Source organism: Marinococcus sp. PL1-022 (assembly GCF_033845285.1).
Classification (GTDB): domain Bacteria; phylum Bacillota; class Bacilli; order Bacillales; family Marinococcaceae; genus Marinococcus.
On the sequence record NZ_JAWXCX010000001.1, the window covers coordinates 467103 to 489537 of the forward strand.

At 48.6% G+C, this 22435-nt stretch carries 24 protein-coding genes and 1 pseudogene; 16 read left to right on the top strand and 9 right to left on the bottom strand.

What is annotated here, in order from left to right:
* Window positions 1-106 precede the first annotated feature (106 nt).
* From SIC45_RS02450 to SIC45_RS02465, 4 genes are all read left to right on the top strand, one after another.
* Window positions 107-1618: a sodium-dependent transporter gene (locus SIC45_RS02450; RefSeq protein ID WP_298785236.1), complete on the top strand. Its 1512-nt coding sequence runs from the start codon at window positions 107-109 to the stop codon at window positions 1616-1618.
* A 1-nt stretch (window position 1619) separates the two neighbouring features.
* Window positions 1620-1724 (top strand): methionine/alanine import family NSS transporter small subunit, encoded by a 105-nt coding sequence (locus tag SIC45_RS02455; protein WP_022793941.1) that lies wholly within the window; start codon window positions 1620-1622, stop codon window positions 1722-1724.
* A 214-nt stretch (window positions 1725-1938) separates the two neighbouring features.
* The gene (lipA, locus tag SIC45_RS02460) at window positions 1939-2862 is read left to right on the top strand and encodes a lipoyl synthase (RefSeq protein ID WP_298785395.1); all 924 of its coding nucleotides are present in this window, start codon (window positions 1939-1941) and stop codon (window positions 2860-2862) included.
* Between the two features lie 101 nt (window positions 2863-2963).
* Window positions 2964-3275, top strand: coding sequence for a YutD family protein (locus SIC45_RS02465; RefSeq protein WP_319632915.1), 312 nt, complete (start codon window positions 2964-2966; stop codon window positions 3273-3275).
* 26 nt (window positions 3276-3301) lie between these two features.
* Here the strand turns inward: SIC45_RS02465 and glpX are convergent, their stop codons facing one another.
* Window positions 3302-4273: a class II fructose-bisphosphatase gene (glpX, locus tag SIC45_RS02470; protein ID WP_319630951.1), complete on the bottom strand. Its 972-nt coding sequence runs from the start codon at window positions 4271-4273 to the stop codon at window positions 3302-3304.
* Window positions 4274-4429: 156 nt separating this feature from the next.
* Between glpX and SIC45_RS02475 the strand changes: the two genes are divergently transcribed.
* The 5 genes from SIC45_RS02475 (at window position 4430) to thrB (ending at window position 9106) form a co-directional block, all read left to right on the top strand.
* On the top strand, window positions 4430-4888 hold the full coding sequence (locus SIC45_RS02475; protein ID WP_319630952.1) for a DUF86 domain-containing protein: 459 nt from the start codon (window positions 4430-4432) through the stop codon (window positions 4886-4888).
* A 14-nt stretch (window positions 4889-4902) separates the two neighbouring features.
* Complete coding sequence (locus tag SIC45_RS02480; RefSeq protein ID WP_319630953.1) at window positions 4903-5673, top strand: TIGR01457 family HAD-type hydrolase; 771 nt, start codon at window positions 4903-4905, stop codon at window positions 5671-5673.
* A gap of 141 nt (window positions 5674-5814) precedes the next feature.
* On the top strand, window positions 5815-7116 hold the full coding sequence (locus SIC45_RS02485; RefSeq protein ID WP_319630954.1) for a homoserine dehydrogenase: 1302 nt from the start codon (window positions 5815-5817) through the stop codon (window positions 7114-7116).
* Window positions 7117-8184, top strand: coding sequence for a threonine synthase (thrC, locus tag SIC45_RS02490; protein WP_319630955.1), 1068 nt, complete (start codon window positions 7117-7119; stop codon window positions 8182-8184).
* Window positions 8177-9106: a homoserine kinase gene (gene thrB / locus SIC45_RS02495; protein ID WP_298785242.1), complete on the top strand. Its 930-nt coding sequence runs from the start codon at window positions 8177-8179 to the stop codon at window positions 9104-9106. Before thrC ends, thrB begins: the two co-directional genes overlap by 8 nt.
* Window positions 9107-9175: 69 nt before the next feature.
* On the opposite strand, the gene SIC45_RS02500 is transcribed toward thrB, so the two are convergent.
* A complete protein-coding gene (locus tag SIC45_RS02500) occupies window positions 9176-9418 on the bottom strand; it encodes a NifU family protein (protein ID WP_022793950.1) in 243 nt (80 codons plus the stop codon).
* Between the two features lie 183 nt (window positions 9419-9601).
* On the opposite strand from SIC45_RS02500, the gene SIC45_RS02505 reads away from it, so the two are divergent.
* Window positions 9602-9949 (top strand): DUF1462 family protein, encoded by a 348-nt coding sequence (locus tag SIC45_RS02505; RefSeq protein WP_319632916.1) that lies wholly within the window; start codon window positions 9602-9604, stop codon window positions 9947-9949.
* Window positions 9950-9993: 44 nt separating this feature from the next.
* Here the strand turns inward: SIC45_RS02505 and SIC45_RS02510 are convergent, their stop codons facing one another.
* The 3 genes and pseudogenes from SIC45_RS02510 to SIC45_RS16505 all read right to left on the bottom strand — a co-directional run.
* Window positions 9994-11463, bottom strand: a complete 1470-nt coding sequence (locus SIC45_RS02510) for an alkaline phosphatase (protein ID WP_319630956.1) — start codon at window positions 11461-11463, stop codon at window positions 9994-9996.
* 243 nt (window positions 11464-11706) lie between these two features.
* Window positions 11707-12786 (bottom strand): NAD(P)/FAD-dependent oxidoreductase, encoded by a 1080-nt coding sequence (locus SIC45_RS02515; protein WP_413645921.1) that lies wholly within the window; start codon window positions 12784-12786, stop codon window positions 11707-11709.
* Between the two features lie 450 nt (window positions 12787-13236).
* Window positions 13237-13437 (bottom strand): annotated as a pseudogene (locus tag SIC45_RS16505) (TetR/AcrR family transcriptional regulator); the annotation flags it as partial.
* Window positions 13438-13605: 168 nt separating this feature from the next.
* Between SIC45_RS16505 and SIC45_RS02520 the strand changes: the two are divergent.
* From SIC45_RS02520 to dapF, 3 genes are all read left to right on the top strand, one after another.
* Window positions 13606-13842 carry a YuzB family protein gene (locus SIC45_RS02520; RefSeq protein ID WP_022794141.1) on the top strand — a complete coding sequence of 79 codons (237 nt, stop codon included), beginning with the start codon at window positions 13606-13608 and terminating at the stop codon, window positions 13840-13842.
* A gap of 67 nt (window positions 13843-13909) precedes the next feature.
* Entirely contained in the window at window positions 13910-14164 is a 255-nt protein-coding gene (locus SIC45_RS02525) for a hypothetical protein (protein WP_298785244.1), read from the top strand.
* Window positions 14161-15018 carry a diaminopimelate epimerase gene (gene dapF / locus SIC45_RS02530; protein WP_298785245.1) on the top strand — a complete coding sequence of 286 codons (858 nt, stop codon included), beginning with the start codon at window positions 14161-14163 and terminating at the stop codon, window positions 15016-15018. Before SIC45_RS02525 ends, dapF begins: the two co-directional genes overlap by 4 nt.
* 39 nt (window positions 15019-15057) lie before the next feature.
* Here dapF and mqnE read toward each other — a convergent pair whose 3' ends face one another.
* Together mqnE and SIC45_RS02540 are read right to left on the bottom strand one after the other, a co-directional pair.
* Window positions 15058-16155, bottom strand: a complete 1098-nt coding sequence (mqnE, locus tag SIC45_RS02535) for an aminofutalosine synthase MqnE (protein WP_298785246.1) — start codon at window positions 16153-16155, stop codon at window positions 15058-15060.
* A 217-nt stretch (window positions 16156-16372) separates the two neighbouring features.
* Window positions 16373-17998 (bottom strand): aryl-sulfate sulfotransferase, encoded by a 1626-nt coding sequence (locus SIC45_RS02540; protein ID WP_319632917.1) that lies wholly within the window; start codon window positions 17996-17998, stop codon window positions 16373-16375.
* A gap of 182 nt (window positions 17999-18180) precedes the next feature.
* Between SIC45_RS02540 and SIC45_RS02545 the strand changes: the two genes are divergently transcribed.
* Together SIC45_RS02545 and SIC45_RS02550 are read left to right on the top strand one after the other, a co-directional pair.
* Entirely contained in the window at window positions 18181-18534 is a 354-nt protein-coding gene (locus tag SIC45_RS02545; RefSeq protein WP_022794136.1) for a HesB/IscA family protein, read from the top strand.
* A gap of 109 nt (window positions 18535-18643) precedes the next feature.
* On the top strand, window positions 18644-19114 hold the full coding sequence (locus SIC45_RS02550; protein WP_298785247.1) for a hypothetical protein: 471 nt from the start codon (window positions 18644-18646) through the stop codon (window positions 19112-19114).
* A 35-nt stretch (window positions 19115-19149) separates the two neighbouring features.
* On the opposite strand, the gene SIC45_RS02555 is transcribed toward SIC45_RS02550, so the two are convergent.
* On the bottom strand, window positions 19150-20139 hold the full coding sequence (locus SIC45_RS02555; protein ID WP_319630958.1) for an NAD(P)/FAD-dependent oxidoreductase: 990 nt from the start codon (window positions 20137-20139) through the stop codon (window positions 19150-19152).
* 387 nt (window positions 20140-20526) lie between these two features.
* Between SIC45_RS02555 and SIC45_RS02560 the strand changes: the two genes are divergently transcribed.
* Window positions 20527-21729, top strand: coding sequence for an NAD(P)/FAD-dependent oxidoreductase (locus SIC45_RS02560; RefSeq protein WP_319630959.1), 1203 nt, complete (start codon window positions 20527-20529; stop codon window positions 21727-21729).
* 88 nt (window positions 21730-21817) lie between these two features.
* Here the strand turns inward: SIC45_RS02560 and SIC45_RS02565 are convergent, their stop codons facing one another.
* Window positions 21818-22297 carry a divergent PAP2 family protein gene (locus SIC45_RS02565; RefSeq protein WP_298785250.1) on the bottom strand — a complete coding sequence of 160 codons (480 nt, stop codon included), beginning with the start codon at window positions 22295-22297 and terminating at the stop codon, window positions 21818-21820.
* Window positions 22298-22435 lie beyond the last annotated feature (138 nt).

Here is a 22435-nt window from a genome sequence, read left to right on the forward strand (position 1 = left end):
CACTTTGACAAGGCAAAGAAAGATAAATATAATGAATTATCAGACAAAAGTTGTGCATCGGCTGATGTTCACATAGTCATGTAACAGACATAAAGGAGGAAGCTTGATGGCTGCAAGAGAACAATGGGGAACACGTGCGGGCTTTATTATGGCAGCAGTTGGATCTGCGATCGGGCTCGGAAACATTTGGCGCTTTCCGGCTACGGCGTTTGAAAACGGCGGCGGCGCATTTTTTATCCCATACTTATTTGCGCTGCTGACAGCGGGTATTCCGCTTTTGATCATGGAATTTACCATGGGCCATAAATACCGGAGCGCAGCACCAAGAACGTATTCAAAAATGAACAAAAATGTGGAGTGGATCGGCTGGTGGGCCGTGGCGGTAGCATTTGTTATTTCTACATATTATCCTGTTATCATCGCCTGGTCCTTGTCCTACACCGTTTTTTCCTTCAATTTAAGCTGGGGGGCAGACACCGAAGCATTTTTGTTTAACGACTATCTGCAGCTGGCAGCTCCCGGGCAGTTCGGCGGCATGACGATCGGGGTGCTTATTCCGTTAATCATCGTCTGGGCGATTGCGCTCGGCATATTATTTAAAGGGGTGCAGCGCGGGATTGAACTGGCAAATCGGATTTTTATTCCGACGCTGGTCGTTATCTTTCTTATCATCTGTATCCGTGCAGTCACTCTTCCGGGGGCAGCACAAGGTCTTCAGGCTTTCTTTGAACCGGATTTTGGGGCGCTTACCCAGGGCGGTGTCTGGGTCGCCGCATACGGACAGATTTTCTTTAGTCTATCCATCGCTTTTGCGATTATGATCACCTATTCCAGTTATCTGCCGAAGAAGTCAGATATTACAAACAATGCCTTTATTACCGGCTTTAGTAACTCCAGCTTTGAGCTGCTTGCCGGGATCGGCGTCTTTTCAGCTCTCGGGTTTATGGCTCAGCAGCTGAATGTCGGTGTGGAGGAAGTGGTAGCTGGCGGTGTCGGACTTGCCTTTGTCGTCTTTCCGCAGATTATCAGTGAATTTCCGGCGCTCAGCGGCCTGTTTGGTGTTCTTTTCTTCCTGTCGCTCGCCCTGGCAGGATTATCATCACTTATTTCTATCGCCGAGACGTACATTAAAGGCCTGCAGGAAAAATTCGGCTGGGCGCGCAGAAAAGCAGTCGGTATCGGTGGCGGCGCAGCGGCCTTATGTTCCCTGATATTTGCTACCCGCGGCGGTCTGAACTTCCTCGATGCAGCCGATTACTTTATCAATCAATTCGGCGTGGCTCTGCTTGGTCTGGTGGAAGTGGTATTGATTGCATGGGTGCTCCGCAAGCTCCCGGAATTTCAACAGCACGCCAACGCCATTTCTGATATCCGCCTTGGCAGCTGGTGGAAGGTATGCCTTGGCATCATTACGCCAATTGTGCTTGGTTATATGATGATCGATTTATTCCTGCAAAACATTCTAAACCAGTTTGATACCGAAAATGGAAATTACGCAGGGTATACAGACGGATTTATTTTCGCCAGCGGCTGGGCCGTGGCCCTCGCTGCTTTAGCGGCAGGCATCATTATGTCCCTCATACGCTGGAAAGGCTTATCCAAAGAGGAGGCTGAGTAAATTGACAGCCGGAGCAATTATAACAATGGTCGTAGGAATGGTTATTATATGGGGCGGTCTTGTGGCAAGTCTTTTAAACGCAAAAAAAGCCTCGAAACAAAAATAAAATGAAGCAGTCCGGGAGAAAACAGCCGGGCTGCTTTTTGTATGCTTTCTTTTTCTGTACCCGTCTGGTAACGGATTTGCGGGTGGTAAAGAAGAACGTCTATGAATTGTCTGAACCTGTGGAACGTGTTAAAGTATAAAGGAAAACAGTAAAAGCTGGCCAGTCTGATCAAACACATACTACAAATAGAGCATAAACAGGCTTTTTATTATTCATAACTGGGAGTGAGAGCATCATGGCAAAAACGGAAGAATACGTCCGCAAGCCGGAATGGCTGAAAATAAAACTAAACACCAATGAGTCCTACAAAGGGCTGAAAAAAATGATGCGGGAGAAAAATCTTCACACGGTATGTGAAGAAGCCAGATGTCCGAACATCCACGAATGCTGGGCAGTCAGAAAAACGGCTACATTCATGATTCTTGGTGATACCTGTACGCGTGGCTGCCGCTTCTGCGCTGTAAAAACCGGTCTTCCAAACGAACTGGACTGGGGCGAACCTGAACGTGTCGCGGATTCCGTCGAACAAATGGGGCTGAAGCACGTCGTCATTACAGCCGTAGCGAGGGATGACCTTAAAGATGGAGGCTCGGAAGTGTTTGCCGAAACCATCCGAGCCGTCCGCCGGAAAAATCCGGGCACAACAATCGAAGTGCTGCCATCAGATATGTCCGGTACCCCGGAAAACCTGGACATTTTAATGGAGGCAAGACCGAACATTCTGAACCATAATATTGAAACGGTGGAACGGTTAACACCGCGGGTGCGCGCCCGTGCAAAATACCGCCGTTCCCTTGATTTCCTCCAGTATTCCAAGGAGCTTCATCCGGATATTCCAACCAAATCGAGCCTGATGGTAGGCCTTGGAGAAACAAAAGAGGAAATCATTCAGGCTATGGATGACCTGCGGGCACATGACGTTGATATTATGACGATCGGCCAGTATCTGCAGCCGACGAAGAAGCATTTAAAAGTACAAAGATATTATACGCCGGAAGAATTTGCGGAGCTGAAAGAAATTGCGATGACAAAAGGATTCAGCCACTGTGAATCCGGTCCGCTTGTGCGTTCCTCCTATCATGCTGATGAGCAGGTGAACGAAGCACAGGTACAGATGGAAGCAAGCAAGTACCAATAAATGAGAGACCGTCCCTGGAAAAACCAGTTCCTCTTTTCGGATGCTGGTTTTTCTTTTGGAAGGGCAGGGCTCATCAAAGGAGGGGGAGCTCATTGATTCGAGTGCAGGGACAGCGTTATGAATTGCTTGAAGATTTTCGGGACGGCTGGAATGAAGAAGCGTTTAAAGAACGTTACAGCGAAGTGCTGAATAAGTATGACTATGTCGTTGGGGACTGGGGGCATGAGCAGCTCCGTATGCGCGGTTTTTTTGAAAACGACCGCAAAAAAGTCCCCCACGATTTTAAAATCGGCACCCTGGAAGACTACTTGCTGGAGTACTGTAATTTTGGCTGTGCCTATTTTGTATTAAAGAAGGTCCGCCAGGAGCAGAAGGAAGAAACAGAGGAAGAAACAGAACAATCAGTAACGTAAAAAACCCCCGGGCCGGGGGTTTTTGTTTATTCTTCAGCAAGAAGATGAGGTTTATAGTCAAGGTGATGCTGAGCTTTGATGTAGCGGACGGTACGGGTTTTGGCGCGCATGACGATGGAATCTGTTTCGGCCAGGTCTCCTCCAAGAAAACGGACTCCGTCAAGCAGTTCGCCGCTTGAAACGCCGGTCGCCGCAAAAATAGCATCGTCTCCTTTAACGAGGTCAGAGAGCTGAAGCACCCTGCTTGTGTCTGTAATTCCCATGACTCTGCAGCGCTCTTTTTCTTCGGCATCTGAGGGTACAAGGCGTGCCTGCATGTCTCCGCCGAGTGCTTTAATGGCAGCAGCTGAGATGACACCCTCCGGAGCTCCACCGGTTCCGAGAAATAAATCAATGCCTGTGCGCGGAAGCGCAGATGCGATAGAAGCACCTACATCCCCGTCGCCAAACAGCTTCACCCGCGCGCCCTTGGCCCTGACGCGGTCGATGAGCTGCTGATGGCGCTCGCGATCCTGGATAATAACCGTCACATCCCGGACCCGTTTGTTGCTTGTTTTCGCAATTGTATCGATGGTAGTCTCGATCGGGTCATCCAGGCGGACATTCCCTGCAGCCTTCGGCCCGACAGCAATTTTTTCCATATACATGTCCGGTGCGTGAAGAAGTGTGCCCCGGTCTCCGATGGCAATGACAGCGACAGCGTTGGCCCTGCCGCTCGCAACAATGTTTGTTCCCTCGAGCGGATCAACAGCAATATCAACCTCAGGGCCTTCCCCGTCTCCCACTTCTTCTCCGATATAGAGCATAGGTGCTTCGTCGAGCTCCCCTTCCCCGATTACGACTGTTCCGCGGCAGTGCACGGAATCAAACATGGATCTCATTGAAGTCGTAGCAGCATCATCCGCTTCTATTTTTCTGCCGCGTCCAAGCCACTGGGCGGAAGAAACGGCGGCAGCCTCGGTAACGCGTACAATTTCAAGCGCCAATTCTCTATCCATAAATAGATTTCATCCTTTCCTGTAAGAAGATGCATATGTAAAGCCTGCAAAATGCTTAACCATCGTACCATATTTATGGGCCGTCTTCAGCGAGGGTTTTGTCTGCAGAAGCGGTGAGATATGCTACCATAGAGAAGGAGAAAAGGAGGCAGAGGAATGTATTTTGTAGACCGAAAACAGATTGAAGACCGTCTGCAGTATATGGAGCAGCTCGGGCGTATATATAACCAGATCAAAAACGAAAGCACGGCAGGTACGCAGCTGGCGCTCGAAAGACTCGCGCACGGATGGATTGAAGCGCTGATAGACGTCGGCAATCAGATGATTGATGGTTTTATTATGAGGGACCCGGGCAGCTATGAAGATATTGTCGATATCCTTGAAGATGAACAGGTGCTTGAAGCGGAGGTAATCAGCCGGCTGAAGCCGCTGGTGGCATTCAGGAAAAAGCTCGTGCAGGAATTTACTTCTATTGAATTTGCCGAAATCAGCCAGGTGCTCGAAGAAGCGGAGCCAGCAGTGGAGAAGGTGAGTCCGTCGGTAAGAAATTATCTTGAGGAAGAGCTCGGTCCAGTATCAGCCTTCCTGCCGGAGGAAAAGGATACGAAGGAATAAAGGAGGGAAACGGCATGAAAAAGTATAAAGCTTATTTAATTGACCTGGACGGAACGATGTACCGGGGCAGTGAACCAATTCCGGAGGCTGTGCGGTTTGTGAATCAGCTTCGTGATAAAGGCATCCCGCATTTATATATGACCAACAATTCCACCTCATCTCCCGTAACAGTGGCTGAACGGCTGGCGGGCATGGGGGTTAAATGCGAAGCGGATCAGGTGATGACAACGTCCCTTGCGACAGCCAGGTATTTGCATGAACAGACGCCTTCTGCCACGGTGTACGTTGTTGGAGAGCAGGGACTTCAGGAAGCAATGAGGAGCTACGGCTTTTATTTTACAGAAACCAATCCGGATGCCGTGGTTATGGGGATGGACCGCAGCATTACATACGATAAACTGAGTAAGGCGACAGTAGCGGTACGAAGCGGTGCTATGTTTATTTCCACTAATGAAGATGTGGCAGTTCCCACCGAGCAGGGCTTTCATCCTGGCAATGGCGCGCTTACGTCGGTCGTTACGACAGCTTCGCAGAAAAAACCAATCTTTATCGGCAAGCCACAGCCTATCATGGTGGACATGGCAATGCAGGCGCTCGGCCTGTCCAAGGATGAAGTGGCTTTAATCGGAGACAATTATGATACCGATATTCTCGCCGGGGTACGGGCAGGCATAGATACAATTCATGTGAACACAGGAATTACCAGCAGGGAAGCTGCTGCAGCTAAAGAGACTCCTCCTGCTTATCAAGTGGAAACACTGGCAGAATGGGCGGATTGTCTATAGTTTTTTTGCTGTAATGGTTGCGAGTTGAAAATAATATCGTTATAATGTCCTTTATAGAAAGACATTTGTTTACCTAAAATAAACATTATATAAATAAAGAACGCAATAAAGGCTTCAGAGGGAGTTAGGAGTGTAGCAGGAATGGAAAAAATTGCCGTAGGTATGCTTGGATTTGGAACGGTTGGAGCCGGTGTGGCTCAGCTGCTTGAAGAGCATAAACAAGAGCTTCAGCACCAGGTGGGTGCTGATGTGTTTTTAAAAAAAGCCCTGGTACGTGATTTGGAAAAGCCGAGGACTGGTCAGGTAAGTTTGCGGGAAGACCAGCTGACGCTGGAGGCGGATGATGTGCTCGGTGACCCTGGGATTCACACGGTTATTGAAGTGATGGGCAGTGTGGATCAGGCAAGAGAGTATATTACTCAGGCGCTGGAGAAGGGCAAAAGCGTTGTTACTGCAAATAAAGACTTGATGGCCCTCCACGGGGCAGAGCTGCTGAAGATCGCAGCAGACAATCACTGCGATTTGTTTTATGAAGCGAGTGTAGCTGGAGGCATTCCGGTACTGCGGGGCCTTACGGAAGGACTTGCCTCTGACCGGATTACAAAAATGATGGGCATCGTGAACGGAACGACTAACTATGTGCTGACCAAAATGAGCCAGGACAACCGGCCTTACCAGGAAGTTCTGCTCGAAGCGCAGGAGCTTGGATTTGCAGAGAGCGATCCTACCGCAGATGTCGAAGGTCTTGATGCAGCCAGAAAAGTAGCTATTCTGGCGAATCTCGGCTTTTCCATGAATGTGGAGCTTTCCGATGTTACCGTTGAAGGAATTACATCCATTACAACAGATGATCTTGCCTACTGCCGGCAGATGGGTTATACGTTAAAGCTGATCGGCCTGGCTGAACGGAAAAACGGGAAGGTGGAGCTTGCTGTGCAGCCAATGATGCTCCCGGACGACCACCCGCTGTCCTCGGTGCAAAACGAATACAACGCTGTGTATATTTACGGTGAAGCGGTAGGGGAGACAATGTTTTACGGTCCGGGAGCCGGTGCGCTTCCAACTGCCACAGCAGTAGTTTCGGATCTTGTCACTTCTGTACGCAACATGCGCCTCGGCGTCAGCGGCCAGCATGTCGGGGAGCCGCTGAATGAAAAGCATATTAAGCCGGATAATGAAGTGTTTTCGAAATACTTTCTCCGCCTGCACGTGAAAGACGCCACCGGCACCTTCGCGGCCCTTACTTCGATTTTCGCTGAAGAGGATGTAAGCTTTGAACGTCTTGTCCAATGGCCGGTGGAAGGAATGGTAAACACCGCAGAAATTGTCATTATTACGCATACAACATCACTCGATGTATACAAACGGCTGCAAAAGGCGTTAAACAGTCTTGATGTTGTGATAGATATTAAAAGCAGCTACCGTGTAGAGGGAGGAAGCTAAATGAGTGCTTGGCAGGGACTTTTAAAGCAGTATAAAGATTTTTTACCAGTAACAGAAAACACGCCAGCTCTTTCCCTGAATGAAGGTAATACGCCGTTAATACCACTTGAACGCCTGTCAGAAGAATGGGGCGTCAACATTCACGTAAAGACAGAAGGCACCAACCCGACAGGCTCATTTAAAGACCGGGGTATGGTGATGGCAGTGGCGAAGGCAAAAGAAGAGGGAAGCAAAGCCATTATCTGCGCTTCCACAGGAAACACCTCGGCAGCGGCAGCGGCCTACGGCACGAGAGCCGGCCTCCGTACGATCGTTGTCATTCCGGAAGGGAAAATTGCGCTCGGAAAGCTTGCTCAGGCCGTCATGTACGGAGCAGAAGTGTTTGAAATCCAGGGCAACTTTGATAACGCGCTCGAAATCGTCCGGAGCATCAGTGAAAAAGAACCGATCACGCTCGTGAATTCTGTGAACCCTTATCGTATTGAAGGCCAGAAAACGGCTGCGTATGAAGTGTGTGAAGCGCTCGGAAAAGCACCGGATGCTCTCTGCATCCCGGTGGGCAACGCCGGAAACATCACAGCGTACTGGAAAGGGTTTAAAGAGTATCACGAGCAGCACCAGACGGGCCTGCCGAACATGCTTGGCTTTGAAGCAGAAGGGGCAGCTGCCATCGTACGCGGTGAAGTGGTCAAAGATCCGGAAACGATCGCTACGGCTATACGTATCGGTAATCCGGCAAGCTGGAATAAGGCTATCCGGGTGACCGAAGAGTCAGATGGACGCATTGATATGGTGACAGACGATGAAATCGTTGAAGCTTATCAGCTGCTTGCCAAAACAGAAGGTGTTTTTGCAGAACCAGCTTCCTGTGCTTCACTGGCGGGACTGAAAAAACAGATCGACAGCGGAAAGATCAAAAAAGGTTCTTCGGTCGTCTGTGTCCTTACTGGAAACGGACTAAAGGATCCGAGTACAGCGATTGATAAAGTGACGGTGAAACCAACGGTTATTCCAAATAATGAAGAAGCATTTATGGAGCATATCAAGGGAGGAGTCGTTCGTGGCTGATAAAAGATTGTCGATCACTGTACCGGCCAGTTCAGCGAATTTAGGACCAGGGTTTGATTCTGTAGGATTGGCAGTCAACCGCTATCTTACGCTTTACATCGACCGGGCGGAGGAGTGGGAATTTTTCTCGAATTCGCCTGAGCTCAGCAGCCTGCCAAATAAAGAAGATAATCTTGTTTATCAGGCAGCGACAGCTTATGCTGCTGAATACGATGTGGAACTGTCCCCCTGCCGTGTGGAAATGGTAAGTGATATCCCGCTCGCAAGGGGACTTGGGAGCAGTGCTTCGGCAATTATTGCCGGTATTGAACTGGCAGACGAAATGGCCGGCCTGCACCGGTCGAAGGAAGAAAAAATGCAGTTTGCAAGCGGCTGGGAAGGACACCCGGACAATGTCGGGCCCTCGCTGTACGGCGGACTGATCGTTGGTGCCTACGGAGAGGAAAAAACGCATGTGATGCACTGCGGTGTACCGGATGTGGACCTTGTGCTTGCCATTCCGGACAATGAGCTTCTGACGAAAGAAGCGAGGGGAGCCCTGCCTTCCGAACTTCCTTACGCGACAGCCATTCACGGAAGCGCCGTAAGTAATGTGCTGGTTGCGGCTATTCTAAAGGGTGATTGGAAGATGGCAGGGGAAATGATGGTGCGGGACGTCTTTCACCATCCGTACCGCGCCGATATGGTACCCGGTCTCGAGGAAATGCTCAGCGGCATCCGGCAATACGGGGCCTACGGGGCTGCGTTAAGCGGTGCCGGTCCGACCATTCTCTGCTTCGTACCAAGCGGCAGAGGCGAAGAGGTAAAACGGGCGATTCAGGAGGATTATCCGGATTTCCGGGTGGAAACAGCCAAGCCGGCTCCCTTCGGCTCAAACGTACACTATGTTAATCAGCCGGCCGGGGTATCAGGTTCAGTTTGAAAGGGAACAAAAGCATATAAAAAAGCTCAGGGCATTTAGCACCCTGAGCTTTTTTGCGGTTACCGTCTATTAAAATACCTGTTCGAGTTCTTTGACTCCTGGCACTTCTTCCAGGAGTGCGCGTTCGATACCAGCTTTCAGTGTAATTGTAGAGGAAGGGCAGGAGCCGCATGCTCCCATAAGGCGGACCATAACAATGCCGTCTTCAATATCTACAAGTTCCACGTCGCCTCCATCGCGAAGCAGGAAGGGGCGGAGCTTTTCAAGAACCTCCTGAACCTGTGCATGCATATCTTCTGTCGTTTGTGGCATGTTGATCTCTCCTTTCAATACTTTTATTATAAACCGTCGGGCTGTTATGTTCAAATGTCATCACGTATATATGCATTCTACTATGAACCGGTGCTGTTTGACAATCATTATCAACCGGGGACAGAAAATAGTGAAGAAAGCGCAGATATAGTATGATAAAGAAAAGGAGGCAGGCGTGTGATCATGATAAAAGTTTATGGGGCGGAAAAAAAGTGCCCAAGCTGCGTAAATCTTCCATCAAGCCGGGAGACCGCAGAGTGGCTCGAAGCTGCAGTCCAAAGAAAGTACCCGGAAAATCCTCCAGGTGTAGAGCATATTGATATCGAAGACCCGGGGTCGGCTTCTGACCCCGTAGCTGAGAAGGTCCGGCAGGAAGAATACTTTTATCCGCTCGTAACGGTGAACGAAGTAGTAGTGGCAGAAGGAAATCCAAGACTCAAAGCTGTTTACAGGGAAGTTGATAAAACAAAAGCACCGGCCCCGGGAGCGACAGAAGAATTTAAAAAACAAAAAAAGCCGGACGGAGGTTAATTCTCCGTCCGGTCTTTTCCGGCTGCTGACAGATTTAGTGCTGCTTAATTATTGCCGTGTCCGCGGCCGTTTTCCTTGCCGGGGTTAGTTTGTTCAGAAGAGGCTTCCTCGATCAGCCCTTTAATGTCGGTATTATCCATATAACCACTGAAGTGATCACTGCCGGCTCCCGCGGCAAAGACTGGAACCATTTCACCAGTGTGCCCGCCGGTATCACTCTCCGCGCGTATTTCGGTGTCGAGTGCGCCTACACTGTAGTGATCCGCAATGATGGATCCGATTTCCCAGCCCACCTGATATTCAGGGTAGACCTCTCCGGCATCGTCTTCAATATTTGCACGAAAGGCTTCTAATTCTTCATTTGTTATATCAATATCTGCGTATTCCGAGAATACCTGCTGAATGCTTTCATCAGTATATTCATCAGAGTCTTCCCGGGTTTCAAGCTGCTGGGCCATGTATTCCGGGGACACTTCAATGTCTTTCAGGCCATCTACATCCATGGTTTCTGTTGCGGACATCCCAAGTGTTTCATGGTCGGACAGCACAACGACGAGCGTGTCGTCACGGTCTTCTGCCCATGTAACGACCTGTTCAACGGTTTGATCGAATTCGATCATTTCCTGCCATACGCCCGTAGCGTCAGCTGCATGGGCAGCGTGGTCAATGCGGGCGCCTTCGACCATCATAAAGAATCCGTCATCATCCTGGGAAAGCACGTCCAGCCCTGTTTCCGTCATAGACTGCAGAGACGGCTCTTCGCTGTCGACGTCGTCTTTATCGGTTTTATAGTTCATGTACGAATCATTAAACAGGCCGAGGAGCCTGTCGGGAGTGCCGGCTTCCTCCAGCTCTTCTTCGGTAGTCGCATACTCATAGCCGCTTTCCTGAAACTCATCCACAAGCCTGTCTTCGCTCTCGTCCTCATCAGCTCCGAAAAATTCGCCGCCGCCCCCAAGCAGGACATCATATTTCTCTTCGTACTGCTGCTCGGCAATGTCTTCTTCGCTCCCACGGTCAGCCACGCTTGCGGTAAACGAAGCTGGAGTAGCGTCGGTGACTGTATTATTGGAAATAACGCCGACCTTTTTCCCGTCGTCCTGATACTGATCCAAAATGCTGTCCACTTCATTGCCGTCTTCGTCAACACCAATGCTTCCATTATTTGTTTTCGTGCCGGTAGCGATTGCGGTGCCGGCAGCAGCTGAATCAGTTACGTTGTTATCAGCGGAATATGTGCTGGTCATGCCTGTATGTTCAAGCGATTCCATGAACAGCTCACCTTTTTTGCCATGTTCAAGCAGAGAAGCGATCTCCATTTGTCCCATTCCCATGCCGTCTCCAACCATTACGATGACATTTTCCGGGACGTCTTCCTTAGCATTTTTACTGCTGTTTTCAATTCCGTTTTCATTAGCGTTATCATTGGCTGAGCCATTTGCGTGAAGAAGGCTCCCAGAGCTGATGACCATTCCTGCGAGAACCCCGACAGTTAACTTTTTTGGAAAATACATGCTGACCCTCCCATAATAATTCATAACTTTTTATATTCTTTGAAATTTTAGTTAATAATAAATGGGCTGGAAGCATCCGTCAACAGCCTTCCATTTTTTTAGCCAAATATCACTTCGATTTGCTAAATTTTTCATATTATGTATGATAATTTACTTAATGGAAAGCAATTAGTGCCTAAAGACGTAAAAAGGATCTGCATTATAGGCAGACCCCTTCTGATGGACATGAAATTATTTTGTTTATTATACGCCGGAATGGTTTTTGTACATCCAGAGCACGCCGCTTTTTAACAGACGGGCGACGCGGCCGGTCACTGCTGCTTTGGCAGTACCGCCCATCACACCGAAGCCGTGCTTTTTCCCTAACGATCCGAGGGTGCCTTTAAGCTTGATCTCAGGCATCGTTTCCGGAAGCGATTCGTTTTTCCATCTTTTTTTCATAATTGTAGCGATTTGTTCTGCCTGGCCCTCGGCAAGCTGGGCGCTTGGAGCGTGTGGCAGGCTGGCACAGTCCCCAACGATAAAAATATTTTCATCGTTTGTTAAATGATGGTGGGGCGTTAAAATAATTCGTCCCTTCCGGTCTTTTTCCGTATCAAGCTCGCGAATGATTTTGTTGGGCTGGATGCCTGCGGTCCAAATGATCGCTTCCGACTGGATCCAGTCTTCATGGTTGTACAGGCCTTCTGCCGTCACGGTGGTGATATCGGAATTGCTGATAACTTCAACATCGTGCTTTTCAAACCAGTTCTGCACGTAGTTACTAAGCCGCTTCGGGAACATGGGAAGAATAGTCTCCCCGCGATCAAACAGACGTATGTGGAGATCTGAGCGGCTCTCCCGTAGCTCGCTGGCCAGCTCTACCCCGCTGAGTCCGGCACCTACGATGCTGACTGCTGCTTTTGGCGGAAGGTTACTGATAGCTTCGTATGTTCGGCGTGTTGCTTCCATGCTCTGGATACTGTAGGAGTGCTCTTCTGCTCCCGGGACACCGTGAAAGTTGTCCACTGAGCCAAGGCCGGCAATGAGTTTGTCATAAGGAAGCGAAGAAGAGTCAGACATGATCACCATCTGATTTTCCATATCGATATGGTCGATCGTGCCAAAGTGAATTTTTAACCGGGAATGATCCGGGAACGGAACACGCACCTCATCGTCCGATTCGGTACCGGCAGCAAGCGCGTAGTATTCGGTTTTCATACAGTGATACGGAAGTTTGTCCACTAATGTAATATCAACATCCTGGGGGAGGTCACTGCCGAGCACGCGCTGAAGAAAACGCATCCCGCCGTAGCCTCCGCCTAATACGATAATTTTTTCCATTGTTTCTTGTCCCCCTTTGAGTAGCATGCTGTCTATGCCCGCGTGGACCAGCTGCATAAAATGATGAAGTAGTTCTTCGCGATCAGTTTCAGCTCCGATGGATAGCTGATAGTAAAAATAGCTGTTGATGATGTGTGCCCATCGAGTCGAAGAAATGGAAGGGTCTATTTCCTGCTGGCGGACACCGCTCTCAAGAAGCTGTTCCCACGTACGAAGCAAAGCACTGTCATGCTCGACCACATGCCGCCAGATGTGCCTGGTGAGGGAAGGGTTCAGGTGAAAGTCCCCTAAAAAATATCCGGCGTAGGCGCGAATACGGGAGGGAAGCGTCATGCGCTGAATTTTATACGTCTGCATGTATTCCTGTACCCGGACCATCCGGTCCTCTGCGAGTGCACGCATGATCGACTCTTTCGTAGGGAAGTAATTGAAAAAAGTCCCTTTGGCGACTTCGGCTGAAGCCGTGATTTCCTGCACAGTCGTCTGCTCAAAGCCCTTTTCCTGGAATAAATGCACAGCAGCCTGCAGAATGCGGGAACGTGTCTGCTCTCGTTTTTCCGTTCGTTTCATAGAATGCCCCCTCTGCGAAGCTGAAAGCATTTGCAAAATAAAAAAGTTACAATAGAGAGAACGATTCGGTTGTGCAGCCATTAAAAATGACTGCGGTCAATTTTGATTATAGAGAGATACAGCTGCTTTGGCAACCGATTTTAAAAATATCAAACAATTTTGTGAACGGGGCGTTCAAACGAATTGGTTGACGCAGCGGCCACAGACGACTAATATAAACTCGTATAACCCGGGAAGAGGTGATGAAAGGTGAGGCCAATTATTGAGTTTTGCATGAGTAATTTGGCGAACGGCTCTCACGGGGCAATGGAAGAACTTGAAAAAGATCCGAATCTGGATGTTATTGAAGATATATGCTTAGGCTATTGCGGCCGTTGCTCTATGAATATGTACGCGCTTGTGAATGGGGAGCCGGTAGAAGGGGAAGATGAAAAAGATCTTCTTGCCAATATTTATACTCATCTTGAAGAAAACCCAATGTTTTAATGCAAAAGCGTCTTTCTGCAGAAGGGAAGACGCTTTTTTTTCTCAATGTTTAAAGAGGGGGAAAAGAATGGATATCATTCCTTTTGAAAATACATGGCCGTACGACAAAATAGGTGAAGATATTTATATTAATGAATGTCCGTACTGCGGCACAAGAAGCGTATTAACATCAATGAAACTAAAGGATTTGGAATGGGCAAAAGAGGAAATAAAAACATATATCAATATGCCGTGCTGTCATAAACGCATGCATATTGTATTTGCAGATGAAGATTACTTATGGACGACAGAGCCGCTGAGACGAAGGGAGAGAAAGTCATGAAATTTACAAAAATGCACGGGCTTGGCAACAGCTACATTTATGTTGATGTATTTGAAGAAACGCTGGAAGAGCATGAACTGCCGAGGCTCGCCCGGCAGGTAGCCGATAAAAATAAAGGAATAGGCTCAGACGGGCTGATTCTGATCGGGCCGTCGACGCATGAAGACGTGAAGATGCAGGTGTTCAACGCTGATGGCTCAGAAGCGAAAAACTGCGGGAACGGGCTGCGCTGCACAGCCAAGTATGCTTATGAGCATGGTTATGTTAATAAAGAGCGTTTTACGATTGAAACGCTCGGAGGGACGATGAAAGCGACCGTTCATCCGGACAATACCGGTCAGACCGTAAGCCTGGTGACCGTCGACATGGGAGCTCCCGAATTTGAATGGGCCCAGGTGCCTGTTAAAAATTCGGGTCAGCACGAGCTGGTTCTTGAAGCTGCAGGCCGTTCCTGGCAGCTGATGCCTGTATCCATGGGCAATCCACACGGAGTCATCTTCGTGGATGACACAGAGCAGGCGCCGGTGGAAGCAGCCGGCGCGGAGCTTGAAACACACGAAGCCTTTCCGGAAGGGGCCAACATTGAATTCGTGCATATGCGCCGCAGTGATGTAATGGATTTTAGAGTATGGGAGCGCGGCTCTGGTATTACCCAGGCGTGCGGAACAGGCGCTTGTGCGGCGGTGGCAGCCGCGGTGGCAGCCGGAAAAAGTGAAAAAGATAAAGAGGTGACTGTGCATCTTCCCGGCGGTGATCTGTATATTACGTGGCAGTCATCAGGAAATATACTGATGACGGGAAATGCTGAGGTTATCTGCACGGGGGACTATGAAACTAGAAGGGCATCAATATAAACAAAAAGAGAGCGGGCGCCCGCTCTCTTTTTAGTACGTTTAATAGGATTTAACAATGTTATAGAAGGTATCCCGTTCCACCGGAGTTTTTCCGGCAGTTTTAATCAGGTGGATCAGTTCCTTACGGGTAATCCCCTGGGATGTCAGCGCGCCGACAGAGTGGGAGATCCGTTCCTCGATCAGAGTGCCGTGAATATCGTCGGAGCCAAACGTGAGGGCCATCTGGGTCAGCTGGGCACCGATGTTAATCCAGTATGCTTTGATGTGATCAAAGTTATCAAGCATCAGTCGTGAAATCGCCACAGTCCGCAGATCATCGAAGGCGGAGGTGCGCTGGTGCAGGCCGGCATCGAGCTTGCGCGGCTGCATGGCGAGCGGGATAAAGACCATAAATCCATTGGTTTTGTCCTGCAGGGCACGGACACGGTCCATATGAATGAGCCGTTCCTCCTTCGATTCAATCGACCCGTACAGCATAGTGGCGTGCGTACGCATGCCAAGATCATGAGCGAGTTCGTGAGCTTCGAGCCATTCAAACGTCGTCGCTTTGTCCGGACTCATTTTCGCACGGTAATTCTCGGTAAGAATTTCAGCGCCGCCGCCTGGAAGCGTATCGAGTCCCGCCTTTTGCAGCTCTACGAGGACTTCGCGCATGCTGATCCCTGCGTGACGGGCAAAAAATTCGATTTCAGCTCCTGTATAGGCTTTAACCTTTGCCTGTGGGTAATGCTTTTTCAACACACGGACGGTATTTAAATAATATTCAAACGGCACATCTGTGTTGTGGCCGCCAACGATGTGAAATTCCCGGATGTTGTCATTCCAGCGTTTCTCGACGTATTCGAGTAGTTCTTCTTCATGCATCGTATACGCGTTTTCCTCGCCGGGCTTACGTTTAAATCCGCAAAACGAACAGCTGGCTTCGCATACGTTGGTCGGGTTGATGTACATATTTTCGATGAAATAAACGTTATCCCCGTTTTTTCTTTCGTTCACCTCATTTGCCAACTGGGCCACGGTTAACAGGTCTGCTGTTTCATAGAGGTAGAGGCCGTCTTCAATGGATAATCGTTCTCCTTCTCGGACTTTGTCGGCAATGCGCTGCATGTCGGCGTCGCGATTCAAGGTGATCGCCATATTAATCCTTCCTTTCCGATGTACAAGAAATACTGTGAAGTTCAGCGGTTCTGCAGGCGGCTTCCGTACCACCGTGCAGAATCTTATCTGCTGTGTAGGTATATAAAAGGTATGCTGCCAGGGAAAGACATCATGCTAACAAGAATTTCCGGGGCTCAATTTCTTATTATACATCGTGCTATTCCGGAAGGAAAGTAACAACGCCCAAAGCAGTTCCTCAATCGGAAGAAGCACCTGAAGGAGAGGCGGAAGAGTAATTCCATGCTTCCGGATAAAGCGGCATCCGCTCCGATCGGTAAACTACCCGTCCGTCGCCTTTTTTAATGCCGGAAAGCTCGAGCTCGTACACTACTTCCCCAGTGTCGCCGGCAGTTTCAACGATAGTGGCCTGATAGCCGTCATTCACCTTCTGGTACCCGGAGGTGAGCAGGCGGTTCGTGGTTTCGTACATATAATCAGCATCACCGACCACGTTGGAGAAAAAGTCTTTCCCGCGCTCTTCTCCGTATTTCCAAACGGTCTCTACCGTACCTTCCTCTTCATTGATCCGGTATTGTATGCCCTGACTGTAGTCTCTGCTGATGGATTCATCGCCGCGAGTGATAGTCGTGTTGTTATCAAACAGAAGAACGTCTTTTGTGTCCGGATTGTCATCCTGGTCTGGAAGAATCATCGGGGCATGCTGGGCGCCGGGATATTTTAAATTACCGTTTTCGGGCTCCAGCACTTTTTTGGCCATGTCCGCAGACCAGCCTTCAGGGGCCCCGAGAATCCAGTTAATGTTCATTTCAGGATACGTTAAGCTGAGGACCGCGCTCTGATGGCGGCCGGATATAAGAATGCTCCTGTTTTCCTTGTCGTACCAAATGGCATTCAGATGCATCCAGTCGCCGTCACTTTCGTTCGGGCCGGAATATTCTTCGTACGCTTCAGCAGGGAAGATATCTTTTAAATCGAGCGTTTCCACCGTTTCGCCGGTAGCGCGATCGATTTCCACCATAGTATCCTCTTCATAAGCATTGCTGTTGTCATGCACGGTAACTAACAGATTATTGTTAGGCAGCTCAATGGCATCGTGGTGAATGACGTTAGTGTCCTCGTAATTGGGCAGGTTAACCTTGTACTGGTTCTGAATCTTCCCGAGCATGTCCGTCTCAAACAGATACTCATTGCGTTTATCCTCAGACTGCGATGCCCCGAGCAGCAGATTGCCATTGGAGAGCCGTTTAAACACAAAGCCCCCGGTCCGGGAGGAGTACCAGCGAATATCTCCCTGCTCATCCACTCCATAAGCCTTGGATTTGCCAGGGGTTATGAAAGTAAGACCAGGTTCCATTTCCGCCGGGGAGCTTTCTATTACCTCTCTGTTATGAGCGAAAGCAGGAGTATCGTCAGTTTCCAGGGAAACGGTCTGCTCCTGAACGTTTCCCTGGCGGTCCTCGGCTTCTATAGTAACTTCATTATCTGTGCCGGGATACAGCCCGAGAACAGGGACTTCGTGCTCCTGGTTAAAGGCAGGGTATGTATGCGTAATGTCCTGTACATCGCCGCGACTGGCAACAGTTACAGTAATACGGCTTGGGTTTTCTGTGCGAAATTTCGTTAAAGCGGTCAACGGAGCTTCGCCGTAGGGGTCCTGGATTACCATGGGATTGTCAAACGTATGGTTTCCGTCAATATATTCCTGCCGCCACTCCTTTTCCATTTCTTCCTGCTCTTCGATTAAACTGGTCTCGCTGCTTGTGGTGGAAGCACTATGAAAAATGGAAAAAGAAACGGTCTGGCTGGTGTTTTCTGCAATAATGATCCACCCGGCCGCAAGGGCGAGGATCAGAAAAGTCATTAGTTTCAAAAAAATGCCTCCCTTCTTAAAATTATAGGAACTTTCTCATAAGTATAAGCACAATGAAAGTATTTGCCCATAAAAACGTCCGTCATAAAAAAACAAAAGGGGAATATTTGAAGAACGGAGGCTAAGGGTCTATAATATAAATGAACCTCAGATACACAAAGGAGGAAACACTAATGTTAGTATTATCGGATGCAGCAGCACAGCGTGTGCTGGACATGATTGAAGAAGAAGGCGACAGTTCACTATATATGCGTGTAGGCGTAAAGGGTGGCGGATGCACCGGCTTATCCTACGGCATGGGCTTTGATTCCATAGTAGAAGAAACTGACCAGGTGCTTGAAATCAAAGGTGTTCCAATCGTTGTAGACAGTGAGAGTGCTCCTGTTCTTGACGGCGTAAACATCGATTTTAAAGAAAACATGATGGGCGGCGGCTTTACGATCGACAACCCGAACGCCATCGCTTCCTGCGGCTGCGGCGCATCGTTCAAGACCGCAACCAAAGAAGGCACACCGGAGAAATGCTAGAATAATAGCGTTGGAAAAAGCAGCTGTCAGCGTACAGCTGCTTTTTTTATGTTTTACTGGTCACAGGCAGGCACAATTTGTAAAATAGGAAGGCAGGAGGGAGAGGGTTATGAAAAAACGAACGATCTTTACAGGAACGCTCGGTATACTGATGCTGACAGGCTGTGGAAGCAGCTTATCAGAAGAAGAACAGCAGTACATAGAAGAAGTGGATGAAAGTGCCACAGAGCTTGAACAGCTGGACACACAGCTTACAGAAGCCGTGAACGCTGTGGAGGAGGAAGAAGAGGGGGCAGCTGGAGAACTGCAAAGCATGCAGGAAGATATCTTCGTCACGGCCTACGATAACGTTGAAGCAATCAGCGTGCCGGAGGGCGAAGACATGCAGGCAGTGTATGACGCGCATGTTTCTTATGCAAACCAATATGTGTTTATTGCTGAAGAGTTAATGAGTACAGAAGACCTGGAGCAGTCGATTGGAGAAAATATCAATCCGGTGCTTGAACAGGCGGAAAAGGAAAAGAACAATTTCGCTGACACTGTGCAGGAAGAGACCGGCGAAGAAATCAGCTTCGAATAGTAAAAAAACGATCCCGGATACGGATCGTTTTTTTATTAAAACATATGGGAGCTGTGTCCGGGCTGGACCTTTGCCTTTGGATTAATATAATTCATCGCGTTGTTCACTGCCGTAGGAGCTTCCCCGAAGCCGGTAGCAATTAATTTTACCTTGCCATCGTAGGAAGTAACGTCTCCTGCTGCGTATACGCCCGGGATGTTTGTTTCCATTTTCGTGTTCACAACAATGGAATTTTTATGAATATCAAGTCCCCACTCTTTAATCGGTCCCAGGGAAGAAACGAAGCCGTAGTTGACGATCAGGGAATCAACGTCGACCACCTGTTCAGCAGTGCCTTTCACTTCTTCAAAAACAACCTGCTGAATCCGTTCGCCGTCTCCGAGAACATCCTTGACCTGAAACGGTGTGAGAATATCCACATTCGACTGGTTCAGCTGTTCGACGCTGTGTTCGTGGGCGCGGAATTTATCCCGGCGGTGGGCAAGAGTGACGTCCGCAATCGGATCAAGCATGTTCGCCCAGTCGACAGCCGAGTCGCCGCCGCCGAGAATTGTCACTTTTTCACCGGCAAACGCCTGAAGGTCGTTAACGAAATAGTGAAGGTTGGAGTCTTCGTATGGCTCCATGCCGTCGATTTGAAGCTTCCTTGGCTGAAAGGCGCCTACACCGGCAGTGATAATGATAGTGCGGGTGTAATGGACCCCTTTATCCGTGTGAAGCTCGATCAGGTCATCTTCGTTGCGGATGACATTTTCTACGCTTTGTTCAAGCACTACCTCCGGGTTAAACGGGTTCATCTGTTCAATTAAATTATCCACAAGCTCCTGGGCACGGACCTTTGGAAACCCTGCAACGTCATATATAAACTTTTCCGGATAAAGGGCAGCAAGCTGTCCCCCGAGCTGTGGCATGCTTTCAATAATTTTAACTTTAGCCTGGCGCATCCCTCCGTAAAACGCGGTAAACAAACCGGTGGGGCCGCCGCCAATAATGGTCACATCATATATATCTGACTCTAATACCACTAAGGTACACCTCCAAGAATCTTTTCAAATTTCAATCCATTATAATACTGATTGAGAAAAATAGAAACCAATTGAGAAATTGTTTCAAGAGTTACATTGTAACATAAGCAAAATCAGTGCCAAGGGTATTTCCCTTCCGCATTTTGGAAGAAGAGATGAAAAAAGGTGAAAATCGGGAAAAAGGTTGAAATATTATAGCAAAACCCATAATATTAAGTACGGGGTTTATGTCTATTTTTTTACAAAAAGCAACGCGTTAAAAGCAAAAAACGAAGCGAACTTTTCTTTTTTATTAAAGAAAAGGCGGTTTGATATAGTTGTGTACGTGAAATAAATCACATACATGAGCTGCTTTTAACAAAAATCTAAAAAATGGAAGTGATTGACATGGCAGGAAAAACAAATATTGTTGTTTTAGGCGCTGGCTATGCTGGTCTCGTTTCCGCTTCTAAGCTCGCAAAAGAAGTAGGAACAGACAATGCAAACATTACGCTGGTCAGCAGGCACGATTATCATTACCAAACCACCTGGCTGCATGAGCCGGCTGCAGGAACGCTTCACCATGACCGCACCCGTATTAAAGTCAGTAAAATTCTTGATTTAAATAAAATTAACTTCGTGCAGGACGAAGCTACGAAGGTCGTTACAGAAGAAAAGAAGGTAACGCTTGCTTCTGGCGGTGAACTGCAGTACGACTACATCATCGTAGGTGTTGGGGCTATCTCTGAAACGTTCGGCATCGAAGGCGTTTATGAAAACTCCTACCACCGTTGGACCGTGGACGGCGCCCGCCAGATGAAAGACCGTATTGAATATATGTTTGCCCGCTATCACAGCGACGAAGCAAAAGAAGAAGACCTGACGTTCGTTGTAGCAGGCGCCGGCTTTACCGGTATGGAATTTATGGGCGAGCTGAGTGAGCGCGTGCCTAAGCTTTGCAAAGAGTACGATGTGCCGCGCAATAAAGTAAAAATGTACGTTATTGAAGCGATGCCGACAGCGCTTCCAGGCTTTGATCCGGAGCTTGTGGAGTATGCGATGAATTTACTTGAAAACCGGGGAGTAGAATTCAAACTGGATTCACCGATCAAAGCAGTAACGGAAAACAGCGTCGAGCTGAATACTGGGGAATCCGTAAAAACATCGACAGTAATCTGGGCAACTGGTGTCCGCGGCAACCCGCTTATCGAGGAGTCCGGCTTTGAAAACAACCGTGCCCGTGTGAAAGTTGATGATGATCTGCGTGCTCCCGGCCACGAACGCGAATTTATTATTGGTGACTGTTCCCTGATCATCAATACAGAAATCGACCGTCCATTCCCGCCGACAGCTCAAATCGCTCTCCAGCAGGGCGAAACAGCTGCCGATAACATCAAAGCATTGATGGAAGGACGTCCGACAGAAGCATTTGTAGCCGATATCAAAGGTACAGTGGCTTCTCTCGGTGGAAAAGAAGCGATTGGCGTTGTAGGTTCGAAAAAGCTTTACGGCCGTCCCGCCTACTTTATGAAAAAAGTAATCGAAAACCGTGCATTATGGGTTCTCGGCGGCTTTGGCTTCCTGCTTCGCAAAGGACAAAGCCCGTTCTAAAATGATTACAGATTAAACACAGAAGAAGCCCCCGGCATAGTTTGCCGGGGGCTTCTTTCGCGTACAGAAATATACAAACCAGGACAGGTCACACGATAAAAATCGCATGAGCCGCAAACGTTATAGCAACCCCGAAGATAGCGCCGAAGATAACTTCAATCGGCTGGTGGCCAAGCAGCTCCTTCAGCTCCTGGCGTTTTTCGGGCTCCCGTTTTTGCTGCCAGGACCGGGCTTCCGTCACGAGACGGTTGAAGTCGTTAACCAGCTGATTCAATACGGTGGCATGATAGCCCGCGTGCCTCCGGACGCCGGTAGCATCAAACATTACAATAACGCCAAAAACGATGCAGATGGCAAAAAGATTCGAATCAAACCCCTGCTCAATACCGATAGCTGTAGAAAGTGAGGTGACAGCTGCGGAGTGGGAGCTTGGCATGCCGCCGGTGCTTGTGATGAGTGAAGCGTCCCAGGTCTTGGCAGCAATGAAACCAAGGGGTATTTTAATCGCCTGTGCTAATAAGATAGAAGATAATGCCACTAAGAGTGGGAAGTTCTGCAGTAATTCCATTCACGAACGTCCTTTCTGAATTTTGGCAGTTAGTAAGGATAAGGAACAGCCCACATTATGATAAATATAAGTACAGGCAACAATATTTTATCACATGGCATCAGGTTCGTCGTGCCATCACCTAAAGAAAGCAGGAAA